The sequence below is a fragment of the Pricia mediterranea genome, assembly GCF_032248455.1.
GTDB lineage: Bacteria > Bacteroidota > Bacteroidia > Flavobacteriales > Flavobacteriaceae > Pricia > Pricia mediterranea.
In genome coordinates, this window is record NZ_JAVTTP010000001.1 from 2,768,432 (window position 1) to 2,789,070 (window position 20,639).

At 45.6% G+C, this 20,639-nt stretch carries 16 protein-coding genes and 1 CRISPR repeat array (1 of these 17 cut by a window edge); of the genes, 9 read left to right on the forward strand and 7 right to left on the reverse strand.

The annotated features are described in order from the left end of the window. Positions 1-32 precede the first annotated feature (32 nt). Positions 33-2,198 (forward strand): S9 family peptidase, encoded by a 2,166-nt coding sequence (locus RQM65_RS11310; protein WP_314015071.1) that lies wholly within the window; start codon positions 33-35, stop codon positions 2,196-2,198. Between the two features lie 18 nt (positions 2,199-2,216). Then, entirely contained in the window at positions 2,217-3,782 is a 1,566-nt protein-coding gene (locus tag RQM65_RS11315) for a peptide MFS transporter (protein WP_314015073.1), read from the forward strand. Positions 3,783-3,950: 168 nt separating this feature from the next. Here RQM65_RS11315 and RQM65_RS11320 read toward each other — a convergent pair whose 3' ends face one another. The 6 genes from RQM65_RS11320 to surE all read right to left on the reverse strand — a co-directional run bounded on the left by RQM65_RS11320 (position 3,951) and on the right by surE (position 9,552). Next, the gene (locus RQM65_RS11320) at positions 3,951-5,990 is read right to left on the reverse strand and encodes a ComEC/Rec2 family competence protein (protein WP_314015075.1); all 2,040 of its coding nucleotides are present in this window, start codon (positions 5,988-5,990) and stop codon (positions 3,951-3,953) included. A gap of 134 nt (positions 5,991-6,124) precedes the next feature. Further along, complete coding sequence (locus RQM65_RS11325; protein WP_432279865.1) at positions 6,125-6,676, reverse strand: C40 family peptidase; 552 nt, start codon at positions 6,674-6,676, stop codon at positions 6,125-6,127. Positions 6,677-6,937: 261 nt separating this feature from the next. Further along, positions 6,938-8,062 (reverse strand): lipid-A-disaccharide synthase, encoded by a 1,125-nt coding sequence (gene lpxB, locus RQM65_RS11330; RefSeq protein WP_314015077.1) that lies wholly within the window; start codon positions 8,060-8,062, stop codon positions 6,938-6,940. Next, complete coding sequence (locus tag RQM65_RS11335) at positions 8,059-8,193, reverse strand: hypothetical protein (protein WP_314015078.1); 135 nt, start codon at positions 8,191-8,193, stop codon at positions 8,059-8,061. The genes lpxB and RQM65_RS11335 overlap by 4 nt, the downstream gene beginning before the upstream one ends. Before the next feature lie 43 nt (positions 8,194-8,236). Further along, entirely contained in the window at positions 8,237-8,521 is a 285-nt protein-coding gene (locus RQM65_RS11340; RefSeq protein WP_314015080.1) for a hypothetical protein, read from the reverse strand. Between the two features lie 263 nt (positions 8,522-8,784). Beyond that, the gene (surE, locus tag RQM65_RS11345; protein WP_314015082.1) at positions 8,785-9,552 is read right to left on the reverse strand and encodes a 5'/3'-nucleotidase SurE; all 768 of its coding nucleotides are present in this window, start codon (positions 9,550-9,552) and stop codon (positions 8,785-8,787) included. 237 nt (positions 9,553-9,789) lie between these two features. On the opposite strand from surE, the gene RQM65_RS11350 reads away from it, so the two are divergent. The 4 genes from RQM65_RS11350 (at position 9,790) to RQM65_RS11365 (ending at position 13,555) form a co-directional block, all read left to right on the forward strand. Continuing rightward, complete coding sequence (locus tag RQM65_RS11350; RefSeq protein ID WP_314015084.1) at positions 9,790-11,970, forward strand: carboxy terminal-processing peptidase; 2,181 nt, start codon at positions 9,790-9,792, stop codon at positions 11,968-11,970. 209 nt (positions 11,971-12,179) lie between these two features. Beyond that, entirely contained in the window at positions 12,180-12,581 is a 402-nt protein-coding gene (locus tag RQM65_RS11355) for a nucleotidyltransferase substrate binding protein (RefSeq protein WP_314015085.1), read from the forward strand. Continuing rightward, positions 12,578-12,937, forward strand: coding sequence for a nucleotidyltransferase domain-containing protein (locus RQM65_RS11360; protein ID WP_314015087.1), 360 nt, complete (start codon positions 12,578-12,580; stop codon positions 12,935-12,937). Before RQM65_RS11355 ends, RQM65_RS11360 begins: the two co-directional genes overlap by 4 nt. A gap of 12 nt (positions 12,938-12,949) precedes the next feature. After that, the gene (locus RQM65_RS11365; RefSeq protein WP_314015088.1) at positions 12,950-13,555 is read left to right on the forward strand and encodes a plasmid pRiA4b ORF-3 family protein; all 606 of its coding nucleotides are present in this window, start codon (positions 12,950-12,952) and stop codon (positions 13,553-13,555) included. Between the two features lie 119 nt (positions 13,556-13,674). Here RQM65_RS11365 and RQM65_RS11370 read toward each other — a convergent pair whose 3' ends face one another. Continuing rightward, positions 13,675-13,803 carry a DUF433 domain-containing protein gene (locus RQM65_RS11370; protein WP_314015090.1) on the reverse strand — a complete coding sequence of 43 codons (129 nt, stop codon included), beginning with the start codon at positions 13,801-13,803 and terminating at the stop codon, positions 13,675-13,677. A 327-nt stretch (positions 13,804-14,130) separates the two neighbouring features. Between RQM65_RS11370 and cas9 the strand changes: the two genes are divergently transcribed. The 3 genes from cas9 (at position 14,131) to cas2 (ending at position 19,907) form a co-directional block, all read left to right on the forward strand. Continuing rightward, positions 14,131-18,576, forward strand: a complete 4,446-nt coding sequence (cas9, locus tag RQM65_RS11375) for a type II CRISPR RNA-guided endonuclease Cas9 (RefSeq protein WP_314015092.1) — start codon at positions 14,131-14,133, stop codon at positions 18,574-18,576. Continuing rightward, complete coding sequence (gene cas1 / locus RQM65_RS11380; protein ID WP_314015094.1) at positions 18,573-19,472, forward strand: type II CRISPR-associated endonuclease Cas1; 900 nt, start codon at positions 18,573-18,575, stop codon at positions 19,470-19,472. The genes cas9 and cas1 overlap by 4 nt, the downstream gene beginning before the upstream one ends. 87 nt (positions 19,473-19,559) lie before the next feature. After that, entirely contained in the window at positions 19,560-19,907 is a 348-nt protein-coding gene (cas2, locus tag RQM65_RS11385; RefSeq protein WP_314015096.1) for a CRISPR-associated endonuclease Cas2, read from the forward strand. Between the two features lie 174 nt (positions 19,908-20,081). Next, positions 20,082-20,639: a CRISPR direct-repeat array (repeat unit 46 nt; unit sequence CCTGTGAATAGTCCTAAAATTAGGGTTTCTGAAAGCAATTCACAAC) (it continues 1,688 nt past the right edge of the window).

Sequence of the window (20,639 nt, forward strand, 5' to 3'; positions counted from 1 at the left end):
ATCACTAAACTTGAATCTATTTTTACCATCCTATGAAAAAATCAACACTGCTCTTGTTTCTGTTCATCGGAATGCTCTCCGCCATCCATGCCCAGAACCAACCGATTACCGTTGAAGAAATTTACAGTGGCGAATTCCGTACCGAAGGTTTGGACGCCCTACGATCGCTAAAGAACGGAAAGCAGTATACCGTTTTGAATTTCGATCGTTCAGCCGGTACCAGCAGCATCGATAAATACGATTACGCTACCTTAGAAAAGGTGGGCAGTGTTGTCAGTTCCTCCGATCTGCCAGAGATCGATAATTTTTCATCTTATAAGTTTAGCGACGATGAATCGAAACTACTCTTGGCTACGGAGGTCGAATCCATCTTCAGGCGCTCCACTTTGGGTATTTTCTACGTATATGATGTCGAAATGAAGGCGCTGACCCGAATATCCGAGGGCAAAATTCGTGAACCTGCCCTTTCCCCGGATGGACAACAAGTGGCCTACGTCGCCGAAAACAATCTGTATCTCTTCGACATCGCATCAGGCGAGACTATGCAGATTACCACCGACGGGGTAAAGAACAGGATTATTAATGGGGTGACCGACTGGGTGTATGAAGAGGAGTTCGCCTTTGTTCGGGCCTTCGCCTGGAACGCCGACGGAACCAAGATCGCTTTTCTGCGCTTCGACGAATCCGATGTGCCCGAGTTTTCGATGGATGTGTACGGCGAGAACCTGTATCCCTCCCAAGAAGTTTTCAAATATCCCAAAGCGGGCGAGAATAATTCCTTGGTAAGCTTGCATCTCTTTGACCTGGCCTCCGAAAATACTGTTAAGATAGATCTAGGAAATCCCTATTACATCCCTCGGATACAATGGATGAACCACCCCGACCACCTGAGCGTACAGACCCTGAACCGGCATCAGAACGCCCTGAAACTGCATGCGGTAGACACTAAGGATAATTCGGTAAGGCTCTTGCACGAGGAGAAGGACGAAGCCTACGTGGATGTCACCGATGACCTGACCTTTTTGGCCGACGACAGCTTTATATGGACTAGCGAAAAGGACGGCTACAACCACATTTACCTCTACGACCAAGAGGGCGAGCTGATGAACCGGATTACTAAAGGACCCTGGGAGGTGACCCGCTATTTCGGCTACGACCAGAAAGAGGACAAGGTTTACTACCAATCCACTGAGAACGGTTCCATTAACCGCGGGGTGTACAGCGTCGAGAGCGATGGGCAACAAAAAAAGGCCCTGGCGGCCGAAGAGGGCACCAATTCGGCGGATTTCAGTGCCGATTTCACCTATTTTATCAATACCTATTCAAGTGCGACCACCCCGCCGGTCTACACCCTGCACAAAGCCTTGAACGGCAAGCAGCTCAAGGAAATCAAGAACAATCAGGCCTTGCTCACGAAATTAAAGGATTATCAATTCAGTCCCAAGGAATTTTCTACGATAGCCATCAACGGCAACGACTTGAACATGTACATGATCAAACCGATCGATTTTGACCCCTCCAAGGAATATCCCTTATTGATGTACCAGTATAGCGGTCCCGGTTCACAGAGCGTGGCCAACCAATGGTTTAACGCCCGCGATTATTGGCACGAGACCTTGGCGGCCAAGGGGTATGTCATCGCCTGTGTCGATGGAAGGGGCACCGGTTTTAAGGGGCGGGATTTTAAGAAGGTGACCTACCTCAACCTTGTGAAATATGAAACCGAAGACCAGATCGCGGCCGCCGAAAAGCTGAGCGAACTATCCTATATTGACGAAGAGCGTACCGGGATTTGGGGCTGGAGCTTCGGCGGGCACATGGCGACCAATTCCATTTTAAAGGGCAACGACGTCTTTGAAGTGGCCATTGCGGTCGCCCCGGTAACCTCGTGGCGTTTTTACGACACCATCTACACCGAGCGTTTTATGCGGACGCCCGAGGAGAATCCCGCGGGGTATGATGAAAATTCGCCCTTTAACTACCCCGAATTATTGAAAGGAAAGTATTTGCTGATACACGGTTCGGGTGACGACAACGTACACGTGCAGAATTCCATGCGGATGATAGAAGCCTTGGTACAAGCCAACAAACCCTTCGATTGGGCCATCTATCCCGATAAGAACCACGGGATTTATGGTGGCATGACACGGGTGCACCTATTCAATAAAATGAGCCGCTTCATCACCGAAAATCTTTAAAAAATCCCCAAAAAAATTATGGCGACCACGACAAAACCAGCCCACGAGAAAGAACTGTTTGGACACCCGGTAGGACTTTACGTTCTCTTTTTGACCGAAATGTGGGAGCGGTTCTCGTACTACGGTATGCGAGGGATATTGGTGTTGTACCTAACGGCAAGGACAGTAGGTGACAACCCAGGCTTGGGCTGGTTAGATGCCGAAGCGCTTTCGTTGTACGGTTGGTACACTATGCTGGTTTATGTGGCTTCCATTCCCGGAGGTATCATCGCCGATAAATTAATTGGTCAGAAGAAATCCGTTATGTACGGCGGATTTCTCTTGGTGGCGGGACACGGCGTACTTTCAATTGAGCAAATGTGGGCATTTTATACCGGGCTTATCTTGATTATCCTGGGGGTAGGCCTTCTAAAACCGAACGTATCGACCTTGGTAGGGGGGCTTTACAAACCGGGTGACGAACGCCGGGACAAGGGGTTTTCCATTTTTTACATCGGAATCAACGTAGGGGCGGCCTTAGCGGCCTTGTCGGTGGCCGTGGTTGCCGATATCTATGGATGGCATGCCGGTTTTGGCCTTGCTGCGGTCGGGATGGTGCTCGGACAGGTCATCTATATCTCGGGACAAAAGTTCCTTACCCAAGTGGGCAACAAACCGGAGTATAGGCCCGACGATATCGACAATGTATCTATCGGTGAGATTTTTAAAAAGCAGTTTTCCAAGACTACCCCAATGATCGCTACCATTATTCTAGCGGTTGTATCGACACTTGTCGCTTGGTTCTTTATCGACGACCAAAAAATCGCCTACATAATGTTCTTTTTGTTTCTATCGCTGGTGGTGGGTATGATGATAACAATCTACGAGGGACTACGGTCGAAGGTGGAAAAAGATAGGTATTTGGTACTCCTGCTATCCTTTATTATCGTAATTGTTTTTTGGGGTGCTTTCGAACAGGCTGGTGGTTTGATGAACTTGTACGCCGAGAATAGAACGGACCGTTTTATTTTTGGATATGAGATACCCGCGGCGGCCTTTCAGTTCTTCAATCCCTTTTATATCATCGTGCTGGCCGTGCCGATCGCCAATTTTTGGCTGTGGTGGAAGCACAGGGGAAAAGAGGCCTCCTCGTTGTTCAAAATGGCCAATGGGGTCATTATTATGGGTCTCGGATTCGTATTCATGGTTTTTGCCTCCATGCAGTACGAGGCCCTAGGGAAATCGGCAATGTACTGGTTGGCCTTGGCCTATCTGTTCCATACGACCGGGGAACTTTGCGCTTCTCCCGTAGCCCTATCCTTTATTACGAAACTGGCCCCGGTCAGATATGGGGCCCTGATGATGGGCGTATATTTTGCGGCAACCGGGCTTGGTAACAAGGTCGCCGGTCTTATCGGGGAATCTGCCGCAGCGGCGGGCGAGCTTAAAATTTTCGCCGGGATCACCATCTTCTGTGTGATTTTCGGTCTGCTGGTCATCGCGATGTTAAAACCCCTGAAGAGGTTGACCCACGGGGCGGAGGTCAATCCAGATATCAAGGAGGATGACAATAAAGGTCCCGAATTGGCAGATCATCAAGCCTAGTTCTTGGTCGGACCAATTCGAGGTTCCTTACCCTCCCTTTGCAAATGTACGTAACCTTGCCATGCATCCTTTGTGAAGAAGATACTCAATTCTGAGGATTGTTGAGGTCCCTTTTCCACCCTATCCCCGGCTTTCAATTGTTGTGGGATTCGTAGAATCTGGTCGTATTTATCGTTCAAAATAAAACGCCCCCATTTCCCCGGTATAATGAAATGGCATTTTTCTTCTCGAACAAGTCAGTTTCCAGCGTTCAATATAGCTGCGGTAGTTACTGCCGTCAGCTATTATCTTTTTCGGCCGCAGGGAATCGATCAGTCTTTGCAGGTTCAGTCGAGGTGACCCGGTCAGCAGCACATAATCCGGCCGGAGGTTTTCCTTCGGATAGACTCCTAAACTGTCAATGACCAATAGCTTTTTACCACGGAACCGGTACGCATTTTTAAAGGATTCACGTGTTAGCGAGATTGTTCGTTCGGCAATGCGATAATCCCTCATTAGGCGTTCAAGTCTTGGTGCATTGTTAGTCATTGCCCATACGTGTGCGCCGGATTGATGTATAAGGCCGGAATTTTTTGTTTGGTGGGCAACGAACAGCGATTGTTTTTGACGGGTCTGATAGGAAGCGTTAAAAAGCCATAACTGGAACCCGATTATGGCCAGGAAAAGGGCAATTGCTTTTTTGAAGTTCGGTTTGGCAAGGAAAAACACTCCGAAAATGAGGATGGCGTATGCCAATAGAAGCTGTACAATATCGAAGGCAATATCCCGGAATACGAAGTCCTCCTGCCGGGCCACCCAGCCGACGAGGGAGTTCATCCAGCGGATCATGGAGTCGTACACGGTAACCAGAACATCGGGCAGCCGGTTTAACAGGGCCAAGAAGATAACAAGGATTCCCGTTCCCAAAATGAGTCCCAATGCCGGCACGATAACTAGGTTCGAGATAAAGAAGAGTCCCGGAAACTGGTGAAAATAGAACAAGCTTATCGGCAAGACTCCCAATTGGGCCGCAAGGCTCACGGAAAGTAACTGCCAAAAGTAACGTAACACTTTGTTTTTCGGATTCCACAGCCGTTGCAGTAGGGGAAATAACCAGACAATGGCAAACACAGCGGCATAGCTCATCTGAAAGCCAACTTGAAACAAGAGCATCGGATCGATGACCAGGAGTATAGTGAACATTGATAGGGCCAACACATTGAACGTGTTGCCCGGCCGGTTGAGGTGTAGGGCATAGGCCACGAACGAGAACATGGTCACCGCCCGTACTACGGATGGTGAAAGTCCCGCCAAGAACGCAAAGCCCCAAAGCAGGGCGACAATGAGCATCAATTTTAGCGGTTTTCCCCAAGGCAGGCGCTCCAAAGGTTGTAGCAGGAACCGCAACAGCAGCAGGATGATACCGATATGCAATCCAGAGACCGCCAACATATGTACCGCTCCGGCATTCTTGTAGTTCTCATAGGTCTCTGGCGAAATATCGTTGCGCTGCCCGAGCAGAAGGGCCTGAATGATGCCCAGTTCCTCTTCTCCGAAGTCGGCCTCCTTGAGTTTGTCGATGATGTATTGACGGAAAGAAGCGGCTATTCCGTACACGGTCGATCGGGAATCTGGCAAGACCGTATGATTGTGCTCCTGCAGGCGCATGCGATCCCTAACGTCCAGACCGCTCATATATTTTCGGTAGTCGAACTGATGCGGATTCACCGGCGGCGATATCGGGTCAATGTCGGCATAGACCAGAAGTTCGTCATCTACCCGCAACTTGTTGGGCGTAGGATGTAAGGAAAAGCTAAGCAACAGTTTTCCTGAAGCCTTTCTATTCTCTAAACGTACAACCTCGGCGATATAGCGGTCTGAAAAGGAGGTGGATTTAAGGACTTTATCCACTTTGAGCCGCCAAAGTCGGTTCCCGGTACTGTTTAAATGCGAATAATGCCCCGGCCGGTTGTTGGAATCCGTCAACGAGACGGCCATGACCCCGATGGTGATGGTGGTCAGGGCTACCAGAATACCGAAGGTCAGCACGTGCTTCGTGCTTCCCAAGGCAGCTCGTTTATCCTGATAAAGCAGGTATGCGAGAAAGCTTAAAAGAAAGATGACCAAAACAACTGGGAGGGCGACCTCCGGCCGGAAATATTTTCCCGCTAAAATTCCCAAGACCAGTAGTAGGGTCAATTTGATGGGAATGAATCGCAGCAGGTTCATTTTGGTTCAATGTTTCAACGAAGTAATGTATCGATGTAGCGATGTTACAAGGTAATGAATTGAAAATGTGGGGAATCGAAAATGGGATAATAATCGTTGAAGTGTCGGGGTTTGAAGATGTGCCGATCGTCAGGTTATAGCACCCGGGTGGCCCTAACAAAGGCGCTGTTCCAATAGCCTTCGCGAAGTGAAGAGACAATGACGCCCCGTGATGTCGAGGAATGTATGAACTTGATTTCGTTGTTCTCGGTAGAAACGACCATGCCGACGTGGTTGATACGTTTTCCGCGTTTGCTGGTCTTGAAGAACAACAGGTCGCCCTTCATGACATCGTCCAACCGTATCCGTTTGCCTTTTTCCGCCATTTGGTACGACACTCGGGGCAGGGGTACATCGTTTTCACCGAAGGCCACATATAGCAGTCCCGAACAATCCATGCCCCGCTTGGTCATGCCGCCATATTTATAGCGAACGCCCGAAAACTGAAGGGCACTCCCGATAACGTTATCGGCTTTCGTACGTTTCGGAACGGAAGTTTTGTGGGAAGCAGTCGTGCCCCTGGCCGGTCGCGTATCCGGTTTGGCCGCGACGGACACTTTTCGCGTTTTGTTAAACGTAGCTTTCTTTTTTGACCCGCAGGAAAGCAGGAGGAAAAACAGTAGTATGTAGGAAAGTATCCGCAGCATCCAAGATGTCTTAGGGCTCTTGGAAATCAAAATTAAACAAATTAATCGAGATTGGGTTCGGACAGGCGTGACGGCTTGGCTTTCGGCGTAAGACCCTTGATCGATTACTGCTGGAAGGGAAAGCTGCCCACAGACGGACCAACATAAAGTTCGTCCCGGTCACTGTAAACTTTATTACCCCTTTTTTGCACTATTGAAACCCGTGTAAATTCCCTTTATGGTCTAGCATCCCCAGAGCGTGTTATCGCAAGGGCTGCCGGGCTATCTGGTATTATGGGCACTGTTGTAAATAAGCTCCGCCGTTTTCTCGCTGGCCCCGGATCCCCCTAGTTTTTGTTCCAGCTCATCGTAGGCTTTGAGCTGGGCCTGACGGGCCGGACCATCGAGAATTTTAAACAGGGCTATTTCAAGATTGTTCGCAGTGAGCTCATTTTGGATCAGTTCGGTGACCACCTCTTCGTCCATGATGAGGTTGACCAACGAAATATAATCCAGCGTTACGATACGTTTGGCGATTTGGTACGACAGCCAGTTCGCCCGGTAGCACACTACTTGCGGAACCTTAAAAATGGCGGTTTCCAAGGTGGCCGTTCCACTAGTCACCAATGCGGCATGCGATACGCTCAACAGGTCATAGGTTTTGTTATGTACAAAACTGACGTTGGGGTCGGATAAAAATGCCTGGTAGAATTCACGATCCAGGCTCGGGGCCCCTCCGATCACGAACTCATAATTGGTGAAATCGCCGATGATCGAAAGCATGATATCCAGCATTTTCTGCACTTCTTGCTTACGGCTGCCCGGCAAAAGGGCTATGATGGGTTTTTGGGGATGGAGTTGATGCTTCTTTCGGAAACGATCGGAATTCACCGGCTTTCGGTCTCCAATCGCATCGATCAAGGGATGTCCCACAAAATGCACGGGAAAATCGTGCTTCCCTTCATAAAACTCCTTTTCAAAAGGAAGGATGACGTACATAGCATCGATATCGCGTTTGATATCCTTGATACGGCTTTCACGGGAGGCCCAAATCTGAGGAGAGATATAGTAATTGGTCGTAAAACCCTTTTCTTTGGCCCATTTGGCGATGCGCAGGTTAAAGCCTGAAAAGTCGATGAAAACAATGACGTCGGGATGGTATTCGCTAATATCCCGCTTGCAGTAGTTGATGTTTTTCGAAATCTTCCGAAGGTTGAGCAGCACTTCAAAAAACCCCATAAAGGCCATCTCCCGGTAGTGTTTGGCCAAGGCGGCGCCGGCTTGCTCCATCAGGTCCCCGCCCCAGCAGCGGATATCGGCATCCGCGTCCTTGGCCCTTAGGGCCTTGATGAGGTTCGAACCGTGCAGGTCGCCCGACGCTTCCCCGGATATGATATAGTACTTCATGTCAAGTTCAAGTTCACGTAGAACAGCATATTCAAAGGAAGATAGCTGTTTTTAGGGATTTTTTGACTGAACAAGGCTGCATCTGCTGCAACTTTGACTGGTCTATCTTCTAAAGCGAATCTTTTTTCCATAGGTGAGATTTTTTGCCCTTGTACCTGTATTTGTGTTCGACATTTAAAAAACCTTGTAGTACAAAATCACCAGCGCCGTTAAAATCGTGGCGATGAGCACTCCTTTTGCCCGTTGGTCCCGCCTTATCTTTAAAAATCCGAAAAAGGCGATAAGGTTCAAGATGGCACCAAGGGCCAGGAGGCTACCGATATATCCTTGTTTTATAGCGGCCTCGAACGTCTCTACAATGCCAAAGTCCGAGAACAATAAAATGTACAGCAGGGTTCCGATACTGTTTGCAATGATACCTACTAAGAAGCCGATCAGAAGTTCTTTTTTTACATCCATAAAAATTATTATGCTTATCCGTTTGGAGACCTAGACCCGAAATAGGACTTTAAGACTTGGGACGAAGGACTTAAAATTCTTGATCAGGTAGCTTATTCCATGTAAAATCCAAGAGTCTTACGCCTTCGGTCTTACCGGCTTATTTCTTTAACTATTGGATAATTCGGCGGAGCATTAAAATCATTTGATTGCCCGCACTGTCGTTGTCTCCGAAAGTTACGGTTTTAATCCTTTCTCCCGTGCAAACGCGTTCTGCCCTGTTCTTAAAGCTCCCATTCGTTCAGCTGTTGAACGGCATGGTACGCGGTCAGGTCGAATTGGGTCGGTACAACCGAGATATAGTTTTTGGCCAGGGCCCACTCATCGGTATCCTCGCCATTGTCTAAAAGCTCAAATTCTCCCGTAAGCCAGTAGTAATCCTTTCCAGAGGGACTCTGGCGTTTGTCGAATTTCTCGCGCCAATTGGCACGGGCCTGGCGGCAGACCTTGATGCCCTTTAATTCCGTTTCCGAAACATTTGGGATGTTGACGTTCAATATCACCCCGTTGGGAATGCCTTTCTCCAGTGATTCGGCTACAATTCTCTTGATGGCGGCTTCCGCAGGTTTAAAATCCGCTCCCCAGGCATGGTCGCAAAGGGAGAAGCCTATTGCGGGTATGCCTTCGATACCTGCTTCTATGGCCGCACTCATGGTTCCGGAATAGATGACGTTGATAGAGGCGTTCGAACCGTGGTTGATTCCGCTGACACAGAGATCAGGTTTTCTATCCAACAATTCGCGCATGGCGAGTTTGACACAATCGGCCGGGGTACCACTGCAGCTATATTCCTTTTGGGCGCCCTCATCGACGGACATTTGGTTCAGAAACAGCGTGTCGTCGACCGTGATCGCATGCCCCTTGCCCGATTGCGGGCTATCGGGTGCCACTACTACAATATCACCGAAGTCTTTCAGGTAACGGATCAGGTGTCGCAAACCCGGTGCGGTTATGCCGTCATCGTTGGTTACCAATATCAAAGGTTTCGCCATTGTTTATAATTTATAGCGCAAAAGTACGTTTTACAAAAGAACTAGTCGGCAAAAGAAAATTCCATATCCAATTGTCCCTATAATCAATGGGAACCGCAGGTCCGTTTAACAAAAAATTAATGCCACGGTCAAGGGGTGGCATGGTTTTTTCTGTACCTTAGAGGTTTGTATATAGTATGGCTAGCATCGATTAGGTTACCGTGTTGGTTTTGTAATAAAAAATAAAAAATAAAATTGATGAAAAGGAATTTAGCCTATGTACTTGTTGTAATGCTCATCTCCGTTGCCTCCTGCAGCTTTACCAACAAGTCTTTTGAAAATGACGACAAGGATAAATTATTGTTGGATCTGATTACCTACGTGCTCGAAAAAGGCCATTATGAGCCCAAGGATATCGACGACGACTTCTCCGTAGGTTTATTCGAGGATTTTATCGATGTCATCGATCCCACCAAGCGGTATTTCCTGGCGGAGGATATCAAGGAATTCGAACAGTTCAAGTATCAGCTCGACGATCAAATAAAAAATACCGATATAAGCTTCTTCAATTTGGTTTACGATCGGTTGATGACGAGGATGAGCGAGGCAAGGGATATCTATAAGGAAGTACTTGACACCCCCTTCGATTACAGTGCCAAGGAAAGCATCGATATCGATTATGAGAATTTACCCTTTGCGGCCTCCAAGGAGGACCTGAAGGAGCGTTGGAGACAGCAGTTGAAATACGCCACTCTGGGTACCTATGATGCCAAAGTGAGGCAGGTCGGGAAAGAAGACGAAACCGAGAAATCGCTTAAAAACGACGATGTCGTAGAGAAAGTCGTCAAAGAAGGTGTAGAAGAGCCCGAAGAACCGATGACCCCGGAAGAAGCGGAAGTCTCTGCCCGGAAATCGACTAGAAAGACATTGGATGAATTTTTCGATTTTGTAGGCGATCTCGAACGCAAAGATTGGTTCGTACAGTACATCAATACCCTAGTGGACGAATTCGATCCGCATACCTATTATTTTGCGCCGGAGGATAAAGAGAAGTTCGATATGAGCATGTCGGGCAAATTCGAGGGGATTGGCGCGCGATTGCAGAAAAAACCGGGCGGTGCCAAAATAGTGGATATCATATCCGGAGGCCCCGTGTGGCGCGACGGTCAGTTAGAAGTTGGCGATGAAATACTCAAAGTCGGACAAGAAGACGAAGAGCCGATCAATATCGTAGGTATGCGCCTCGACGATGCCATTAAATTGATCAAGGGTCCCGAAGGCACAGAAGTGAAACTGACCGTGCGTAAAATCGATGGCTCCATGGAGACCGTCGCCCTGACCCGTGACGTGGTCGAGCTGGAGGAATCTTTTGCCAAGTCGGCCAGTATCATTAAAGAGGACCAGAAATTCGGACTTATCAACCTTCCCAAATTCTATGTGGATTTTGATGATTACACCGAGCGCAATGCGGCCACGGATGTAGCCAAAGAAGTAGAGCGCCTAAAGGAGGCAGGGGCCGAGGGTCTTATTCTTGATTTGCGAGATAATGGCGGTGGATCTTTGAAGACAGTGGTCGAAATGGCCGGACTGTTCATTAAGGACGGCCCCATAGTACAGGTCCGCTCTTCCGGAAAAGGAAAGGATGTTTACGACGATAAAGACGAGCGCATCCAGTGGGACGGTCCACTTGTGATACTCGTCAACGAGCTCTCCGCTTCCGCCAGCGAAATTTTGGCAGCGGCCATGCAAGACTACAAAAGAGGAATCGTTATCGGAAGTCAGCACACTTTCGGAAAGGGAACGGTACAAAATGTTATTCCCTTGGAAAATATTGTCCGCAGCAACGACCATGGCGATTTGGGTGCCATAAAGCTAACGACCCAAAAATTCTATCGGATCAACGGGGGTTCGACCCAGCTCGAAGGGGTCAGGAGCGATGTCGTAGTGCCGGACAAGTACAGCTATATCGATCTGGGGGAGCGGGACCAGGCCAATCCGCTGCAGTGGGATAAGATTTCCGCCGCCAACTACACCCCTTGGGACGGTTATATCGACTACGACCGTACCGTTGCCAACAGTGAAAGAAGGATGGCCGATAACCCCCAGATCAAGCTGATCGAAGAAAACGCCAAATGGTTAAAATCGAAACAAGATGAAACGATAATTCCCTTGAATTACGAAACGTATAAAAAGGAAGAGGAAAAGGCCAAGAAGAAGTCCGAATACTTTAAGACCATCAACGAGTACGATTCCAAGTTGACTTTTGAATCCCTCAAGTACGAAGAGGACCTCTTTGTCAAAGATTCGGTATTACGCGAAAAACGCGACCGTTGGCACAAGAATCTCGCCAAGGACGTCTATGTCGAAGAAGCCGTCAACGTGCTACAAGATTTAAGGAACAACAGTTTGGAGCAGGGCAAATTGGCGGTCAAGGATTAAAGTCCCGTGTTGGGCAGTCGTCTAGAAAAGCTCTGGATAAAACCTGATACGGAGATATCATGCAAACTTGAAAAACCCTGACACGCAGCTGTCGGGGTTTTTTGTTGACAAGCTTTAGATTGATCCAAATCATTGAAATAGTGTCGGTGTCTGAATTTTGGCTATTTTTAGAAAGACAATGGTGTTAATTAATAGTCTATCCTTAAACTATGAAAGCAAATGATGTTAGATGGAAGCAACGCTTTTCAAACTTCGAGAGGTCATTGAATTTTTTGAAGGATGCCTTGGCCATTGAAAAGCCCGACATCGTTCAAAAAGCGGGATTGATCCAGTTCTTTGAAATGAGTTTTGAACTGTCTTGGAAGGTGATGAAGGATTATTTGCAAGAACAGGGGTTTTCAGAGCTGCGTTTTCCACGGGAAACCATTAAGATGGCTTTTGAGTCCGATTTGATTAGTGATGGCCATACTTGGCTCGAAGCATTGAAAAACAGGAACCTGACCTCGCATACCTATGATGAGGAAATAGCGGATAAAGTAGTTGCGTTGATTCGAAATTCGTACTATGGTTTATTAGAGGACCTGTCGATAAAACTAAAATCAGAACTATGAAGTTCGGTCTAAGGAGAGAAGATATCGTTGAAATAAAGAAGGCCTTAAAACAGTTTCCCGATATTGAAGAGGGCATCGTCTTCGGCAGTCGTGCTATGGGAAACCAGAGAAGGGGCAGCGATGTCGATATCGCCCTCAAAGGCTCTAAAATCACTTTTGATACGGTAACGAAAGTAGCCGGCATTCTAAATGAAGACACCTTAATGCCCTATCGTTTCGATGTTCTGGGCTATGACACCTTGAAGAATAAAGCGTTAGCTAATCATATAGATAGGGTAGGGCAGATGTTGTACCGAAGTGGCGGCGGAGAGACGAAGCATGTATTTCCGGTATCGTCCCACGGCAGTAAAGAGTAGAGTACATTACTTATGGCATATGTTTTTAAAATAAAATTGAAAGGTTCTTCACAACCTCCTATTTGGAGAAAGATAAAGATTCACGAGTCGGCTACCTTTCTCGAACTACACTGGGTAATTCAAAAGACCTTCGGATGGCACAACTCTCACCTGCACCAATTTTCTCCCGGCGGTTGGACCGGTACCCCAATCTTGCAGGAAGACCTCGGAATCGAATACTTCGACCAAGAGCCTTTTAGCGACTCCGAGACCTGGCCCCATGGCGAATACTATCATTGTGCGAAGATCAAATTAAATCAGTATTTCCATTCCCCGAAACAGATGATAACGTATATCTATGATTTTGGAGACGATTGGGAGCATACCATTGAATTGATAGAGATTACGGACGATAAGATACTACGTCCCGTGTGCCTTACTGGAAAAGGACGGACCCCAATGGAAGACTGTGGCGGCATGTGGGGATATTACGAGATGGTCAAGGCCATCAACAATCCCAAACACCCAGAGCACGGGGAATTTATGGAGTGGGTGGACTTTGAAAAAGGCCAGAAATGGGATGTGAACGCCTTTAACCTAGAGGAGGTACAAGAGCGGTTGCGGGCGATGAGGAAATGAGAAGATAAGGAGACAAAAAACTAAAAGAGTTGTAACGATTTGGCCTGTACGGTTCAACTGCTGGGAAGCGTACTCCAAGACAACAAGAATATCGTCTTGGGTCAATTCGGGGAAATCGTCTAAGATTTCTTATTGGCCCATACCGCAGCGAGATACCCTAGATTGTCACCTACCGTAATGCGAAGATTGCGGATATAGGATTGGCCGGAGCGTTTTCCCTTAGTTGTTGTAATGAGGTTTGCTTTCATGATACCGAAGATAATCAATTTCTATCGGGCCGATTAATACTCAATTTGTCGTACTACAAGAATCATCGCCATATTTGGTTTTGCCCTGTCAAAAATAACAGACGAAGGACTTCGACTATTTAACATTTTTTTATATATTAGAGTGCTCAATTAATTTCTTATTGAGCGTACCCTCAGGATTTGAACACTGGTATAAAAATGAAAAAGCGACCCCACAACAAGTGCGGGCCGCTTTAAATGTTTTCACAACGGAATAATCCTTATTGTGAATTGCTTTCAGGATATAAAGTTAAAAACAAACCAATAACTAACCAAAAAACATTACCAATGAAACGAGTTTTAGGACTTGATTTGGGCACAAATTCCATAGGATGGGCCCTTACAAACTATGATTTTGTTAAAAAAGAAGGTGAGATACTTGGTATGGGAAGCAGGATTATCCCAATGGACGCCAAGCAAATGAGCGATTTCAGTACTGGTCAATCCATTTCCGCAACAGCCGAACGAACTGCTGCGCGATCCATGCGACGCCTTTATCAACGAAACAAGCTACGTAGAGAACGTTTGCATCGCGTTCTGAACATTCTTGGTTTTTTACCGGAACATTACGCCGAGGATATCGATTTTGATAAACGTTTCGGGCAGTTCAAAAAAGGAACCGAACCGAAACTGGCCTACAGGAAAGACGATGATGGCAAGTACCACTTCATTTTCCAGAAGGCTTTTAATGAAATGGTGAATGAGTTCAAGGCAGTAGATCAGGATATAGAAATGCCTTATGACTGGACTTTGTATTATTTACGAAAAAAGGCATTATCTAAAAAGATTTCAAAGGAAGAATTGGCATGGGTGCTGCTTAATTTTAACCAGAAAAGAGGGTATTATCAATCCCGGGATGAAAATTTGGATGGAGATGCGAACAAGTTAGAAGAGTTCCATAGATTAAAAGTAGTGAGCGTTGAAAAGAGTGATGAGGCGAAAAACGGAGTCTGGTACAACGTCAACCTCAATAATGACTGGATGTACCGTCGTAAAAGCAAAGAACCATTATATGAATGGGAAGGTAAATACAAGGAATTTATTGTAACTACTACACTTGACGGAAAAGGGAATCCAAAAAAAGATAAGGAAGGTCACATAAAACGAAGTTTCCGTGCTGTAGATTCGGAAAAAGACTGGATTGCCATTAAAAAGAAAACTGAAAATGATATCGCCGATTCCGGTAAAATGATCGGAGAATACATCTATGACACCCTTTTACGTAAACCTGATCAAAAGATTCGAGGTAAGTTGATAAAAACCATTGACCGCAAGCTCTACAAAAAGGAGCTTAATAAAATTTTGGATATTCAACGGCAATACCACACTGAGTTACAGAATAAAGTCTTATACACCAAAAGCATCAATGAACTATACCGCCACAACGAGGCCCATAAAGCAAACATTTCAGATAAGGGGTTCAAATACCTTTTCGTAGAAGACATACTTTTCTATCAAAGACCATTAAAAAGTAAAAAATCAACCATCTCCAATTGCCCTTTCGAAAGTCGCACCTATTTAAAAGACGGCGAAAAGGTAAATCAAGCCTTGAAATGTATTTCAAAATCGCACCCGTTATACCAAGAGTTTCGCATTTGGCAGTTCATCCATAACCTTCGAATCTATCAACGGGAAGCTATCGAAGATGGAAATCCCGTATTGGATCATGATGTTACCCGCTCATTCTTACAAGATGAAAACGACTACCTGGCTTTGTACGATTTTTTGAACCAACGTAAAGAAATAGGACAAAAAATCCTTTTAAGAAATCTCGGACTAAATGAGAAGGAATACCGTTGGAATTACGTAGAGGACAAGAACTATCCCTGTAATGAACTAAGGGCTGAAATTAAAACACGCTTGGCCAAAATCAAGGGCATACAACCTTCAGATTTTTTAAATGATGATTTTATCTTCAGACTCTGGCACATTATATACTCCGTTCGCGACCGCAAACAATACGAAAAAGCTTTGGAAACCTTTGGAAAGAAAAATGGCTTGGATTCCAAAGCTTTTATGGAAGTCTTCATTAAATTGAAACCCTTCGATAGTGCGTATGGTTCCTATTCCGAAAAAGCGATAAAGAAACTGTTGCCGTTGATGCGTCGCGGGCAATATTGGAAAGAGGCCGAAATCCCCGAACCGACGAAATCGCGAATCGATTCAATTATGGAACGCTTAGATGCCATTGGTCGAGATCACGAACAGATTGAGAAGGTTTCAGACGATGACATTCCAAAACCACTTCTAAAAAGTTTTGCAAAAGCGGAACATCCATATCAAGGACTCAATACCTACCAAGCCAGTTACGTGGTCTATGGTCGCCATGCGGAGGTCAGTGAAATTGTTCGGTGGACAAATCCAAAGGACATCTCAAAATACTTGGAAAGTTTCCGGCAACACAGCCTGCGGAATCCCGTAGTTGAACAAGTCGTAACCGAAACCTTACGGGTCGTACGTGACATCTGGAAGCATTATGGAAATGGCAAGGAAGATTTTTTTGACGAAATACATGTAGAGCTGGGCCGCGAGATGAAAAACTCGGCCGATGTACGTAAAAAAATTACGGAATCTATCAACCAAAACACGAATACTAACGAGCGCATCAAAAACATCTTACAGGAATTGATGGATGACAGCGATATTCAAGGAAGCGTTCGGCCTTATTCCAAAGGACATCAAGAAATTCTAAAACTTTACGAAGAAGGGGTCTATGCCCAATCCCCAGAAAAGTACAATGATGTAGATCTGGAAGAGATTGAAACAATTCGAGCCAAGGTTTCCCCATCCAAATCCGAAATCAATCGCTATAAACTTTGGTTGCAGCAAGGATACTTGTCTCCCTATACCGGCGAACCCATCCCCTTAAGCAAATTGTTTACACCCGATTATGAGGTAGAGCACGTCATTCCGCGTTCTCGTCATTTCGATGACTCAATGAGTAACAAGGTGATCTGCGAAGCTGCCATCAATCCCTATCCATATAAAGGAAACAAAACCGCCTATAGATTCATCAAGGATCGTGGAGGAAGCATTGTCCCCGAACTTTCCCTGAACGGCAAGCAGGTCAAAATTTTCTCCAAGGAAGATTATGAGAGCCATTGCAAGACATATTTCAAAGACAATAAGAAAAAGCTGGAATTTTTATTGAGTGAAGATGTTCCCGAAGGTTTTATCAACCGCCAAATGAACGACAGCCGTTATATCAGCAAGGTAATCAAAGGTTTGTTGAGCAATGTCGTTCGCGTAGATGGAGAGCAGGAGGCAACTTCTAAAAACCTAGTCCCGGTAGTGGGCAGGATTACCAGTGAGCTAAAACAGGATTGGGGCCTAAACGATGTATGGAACGATTTGCTGACCCCGCGGTTCGAGCGGATGAACGAACTGACCGATTCCAGCGACTTTCGATTTGAGACCACCGACGGACACGGCAATACCTATATGGTCAATACTGTACCTGATGAACTGGCCAAAGGCTTTACCAAAAAACGGCTGGATCATAGACACCACGCCTTGGATGCGTTGGTAATTGCCTGTACCACGAAGGACCATACCAATTATGTCACCTCCTTGAACACCAAAAGGAAGAATTTCAGCCTTGTCTCCAAATTGAGAGAAGTACAGAAAAAAACCGTATCAGACCGGAGAAATGGAGGCACACGAAATATTACCGTTGCCAAAGGCTATCACAAACCGTGGTCCGGTTTTACATTGGATGCCAAACAGGCTTTGGAAACCACCGTCGTTAGCTTTAAACAGAACAAACGAGTTATCAATCGAGCTACCAATAAGTATCGGAAATGGAAAAGAGTTGAAGGGAAACTAAAAAAGGTTCAGGTGGACCAAAAAGGTCAAAACTGGGCTATAAGAAAATCACTTCATAAAGCTACTTATTTCGGTAAGATTAACGGAGTGGATACCCCAAAAGGTAAAATCGCAACTGCGGGCCGGATAGCGTTGGAAGATTTAACAACCCGTAAAAAACTGGAATCCATTACGGATACCGGCATTCAAAAGATTCTGAACAATCATTTGAGAAATTATATTGATGAAAAGGGAAAAGAACGTTTTGATTTGGCCTTTAGTCCAGATGGAATCGATGAGTTGAACCAAAACATCCAGAAGTTGAATGACGGAAAGCCACACCAACCGATTTATAAGGTGAGGACCTATGAGGTTGGTTCGAAGTTTCCCCTTGGCGATACCGGTAACAATGATACTAAATTTGTGGAGGCGGACGACGGCACCAATCTTTTCTTCAATATCTATTGGAATGAAAAAAAAGAACGACGGAACTATGAAACCGTACCGTTGAACGAGGTGGTCGCCCATCAAAAGGCGGTTGCAGCGCTACCAAAAGAAGAGCGAACCGAAGCTCCTACGAATCCAGACCTGGGTAAATTTTTATTCTCACTTTCCCCATCAGATTTAGTGTATGTGCCGACAGATGAGGAAATTAATAATCCGGGTTTATTAGAATTTAGAAATCTAGCCCTCGAACAAAGAAATAGAATATTTCGAGTGAATGATTTTTCAAGAACTTGTTATTTCACACCTAATAGTCACGCTATAGCTATCTCACCAAAAGAAGTTGATTTAAGGAGAAACTCAAAAACTGGTAAAGTATCTGGTAGCTTCGATAACAAAACTGCGAGCTTTAAGGGTAACCAAATAAAGGATATTTGCTGGAAGCTTTCCGTTGATCGTTTAGGAAATCTAAAACGTATAGGATGATAAAGCGTACCCTCTTTTTTGGTAATCCGGCTTATCTGAGCACCAAAAACGAGCAGTTGGTAGTCAATTTCCCTGAGGAAGACAAAAGGGAAGCGACCATACCAATCGAAGATTTAGGCTATGTGGTACTGGAAGACCCTCAGATTACCATTACAAATGGACTATTGCGGAAGTTGGTGCAGAACAAAACGGCGGTTATTACTTGCGATAGTCAACATTTACCTTGCTCATTGTTGCAGCCGTTGGTAGGCCACACAGAGCAGACCGAACGGATAAGGCATCAGCTAAACGCTAGCCAACCTTTAAAAAAGAACCTATGGCAGCAAACGATCGAGGCGAAGATTCATAACCAGGCCAATCATTTATTGCGACGGGAAAAGAATGCGCTGAAACTCAAACGCTGGGCCAAAGAGGTGAAAAGCGGCGATACCGGCAATCACGAAGCGATTGCCGCGGCCTATTATTTTCAGAATCTTTTCGATGCGATTGAAGGCTTTAGCCGAAACCAAAAGGGAGTTCCGCCAAACAACCTGCTCAATTATGGTTATGCCGTTTTGCGGGCTGTTACGGCAAGGGCACTAATCAGTAGCGGGATGCTGCCCACGGTCGGCATCTATCACCGGAACAAATACAACCCCTTTTGCTTGGCCGATGACATCATGGAGGCCTATCGACCCTATGTTGATGCGATGGTGTATGAAATTTCGGAAACCGAACCGGAAATCGACGAACTGAATCAGAATATTAAAGCCCAATTGCTGACCATACCGGCCATGGACGTTTTTATTGATGGAAAATGGAGTCCGTTGATGATTGCTATGAGTCGAACGACCAGCAGTTTGTACGATTGTTTTTTAGGGAGTAGCCGTAAAATTTTATATCCGGAGTTTGAATAAAAGATTTATGTCACCTCGAGCGCAGTCGAGAGGTCATTCTATCACCGTTTTGAAATGTTATCGACTGCTCTCGCTCGTACAAATGATATGCCAACCGACCGTTTTTCACGCTTAAACCAATACCGAAGCATGTGGGTACTCGTACTTTTTGATCTACCGACCGAAACCAGGAAAGATCGTAAGGCGGCCGCCAGATTTCGTAAAAATTTGCTGGATGATGGATTCAATATGTTTCAGTTCAGTATCTATTTGCGCTTTTGTGCCAGTCGTGAAAATGCCGACGTACACATCAAGCGTACTAAAATGAACCTGCCCAAAAAAGGCAAGGTTTGTATTATGCAAATTACGGACAAACAGTTCGGGATGATAGAGCTATTTCATGGTCAAAAAGAGATAGAGCCCGAAGCCCCGAGCCAACAGTTGGAGCTCTTTTAATACTCATTTTATTCGCAGTCCGTTGCGACATTGGCTTATCAAATCGGCATAGAATGGTCAAGTTCAGAAAAACAAAAATGATATTTTCGTATTATTTTGTCCAGTTTAGAACGATTATTTTTAATTGTGACAAACCCTGTAAAAAACAGGATACCAGCCTTTTAGAGAGGGTATCCTGTGAATAGTCCTAAAATTAGGGTTTCTGAAAGCAATTCACAACGATAAGGAACATACTTAGGCTTATGGCTTGCCTGTGAATAGTCCTAAAATTAGGGTTTCTGAAAGCAATTCACAACTGGAATCCCGGACGGCCTTGTCCGCTTTTTCCTGTGAATAGTCCTAAAATTAGGGTTTCTGAAAGCAATTCACAACTGCGGGAACTGCTTTGCGGTTATACCCCATCCTGTGAATAGTCCTAAAATTAGGGTTTCTGAAAGCAATTCACAACTTCTTTCTATGAATTCGATAAAGCCCCATTCCTGTGAATAGTCCTAAAATTAGGGTTTCTGAAAGCAATTCACAACTTCACAGTATTTATTGCACAAGGTTCGCACCTGTGAATAGTCCTAAAATTAGGGTTTCTGAAAGCAATTCACAACTGTAAAATCTAAAGACATAATTTTAATTTACCTGTGAATAGTCCTAAAATTAGGGTTTCTGAAAGCAATTCACAACCCATTGCCGTCCTTAGCGCACCGACTTAACCTGTGAATAGTCCTAAAATTAGGGTTT

Coding starts and splice junctions, on each gene's coding strand:
- RQM65_RS11325 (WP_432279865.1), bottom strand. CDS start 6,676: ATGCTGCGGATACTTTCCTACATACTACTGTTTTTCCTCCTGCTTTCC.
- RQM65_RS11340 (WP_314015080.1), bottom strand. CDS start 8,521: ATGGATGTAAAAAAAGAACTTCTGATCGGCTTCTTAGTAGGTATCATT.
- RQM65_RS11355 (WP_314015085.1), top strand. CDS start 12,180: ATGAAAGCAAATGATGTTAGATGGAAGCAACGCTTTTCAAACTTCGAG.
- RQM65_RS11365 (WP_314015088.1), top strand. CDS start 12,950: ATGGCATATGTTTTTAAAATAAAATTGAAAGGTTCTTCACAACCTCCT.
- RQM65_RS11320 (WP_314015075.1), bottom strand. CDS start 5,990: ATGAACCTGCTGCGATTCATTCCCATCAAATTGACCCTACTACTGGTC.
- RQM65_RS11310 (WP_314015071.1), top strand. CDS start 33: ATGAAAAAATCAACACTGCTCTTGTTTCTGTTCATCGGAATGCTCTCC.
- surE (WP_314015082.1), bottom strand. CDS start 9,552: ATGGCGAAACCTTTGATATTGGTAACCAACGATGACGGCATAACCGCA.
- RQM65_RS11350 (WP_314015084.1), top strand. CDS start 9,790: ATGAAAAGGAATTTAGCCTATGTACTTGTTGTAATGCTCATCTCCGTT.
- RQM65_RS11360 (WP_314015087.1), top strand. CDS start 12,578: ATGAAGTTCGGTCTAAGGAGAGAAGATATCGTTGAAATAAAGAAGGCC.
- cas2 (WP_314015096.1), top strand. CDS start 19,560: ATGCCAACCGACCGTTTTTCACGCTTAAACCAATACCGAAGCATGTGG.
- RQM65_RS11335 (WP_314015078.1), bottom strand. CDS start 8,193: ATGGAAAAAAGATTCGCTTTAGAAGATAGACCAGTCAAAGTTGCAGCA.
- RQM65_RS11315 (WP_314015073.1), top strand. CDS start 2,217: ATGGCGACCACGACAAAACCAGCCCACGAGAAAGAACTGTTTGGACAC.
- cas9 (WP_314015092.1), top strand. CDS start 14,131: ATGAAACGAGTTTTAGGACTTGATTTGGGCACAAATTCCATAGGATGG.
- lpxB (WP_314015077.1), bottom strand. CDS start 8,062: ATGAAGTACTATATCATATCCGGGGAAGCGTCGGGCGACCTGCACGGT.
- cas1 (WP_314015094.1), top strand. CDS start 18,573: ATGATAAAGCGTACCCTCTTTTTTGGTAATCCGGCTTATCTGAGCACC.
- RQM65_RS11370 (WP_314015090.1), bottom strand. CDS start 13,803: ATGAAAGCAAACCTCATTACAACAACTAAGGGAAAACGCTCCGGCCAA.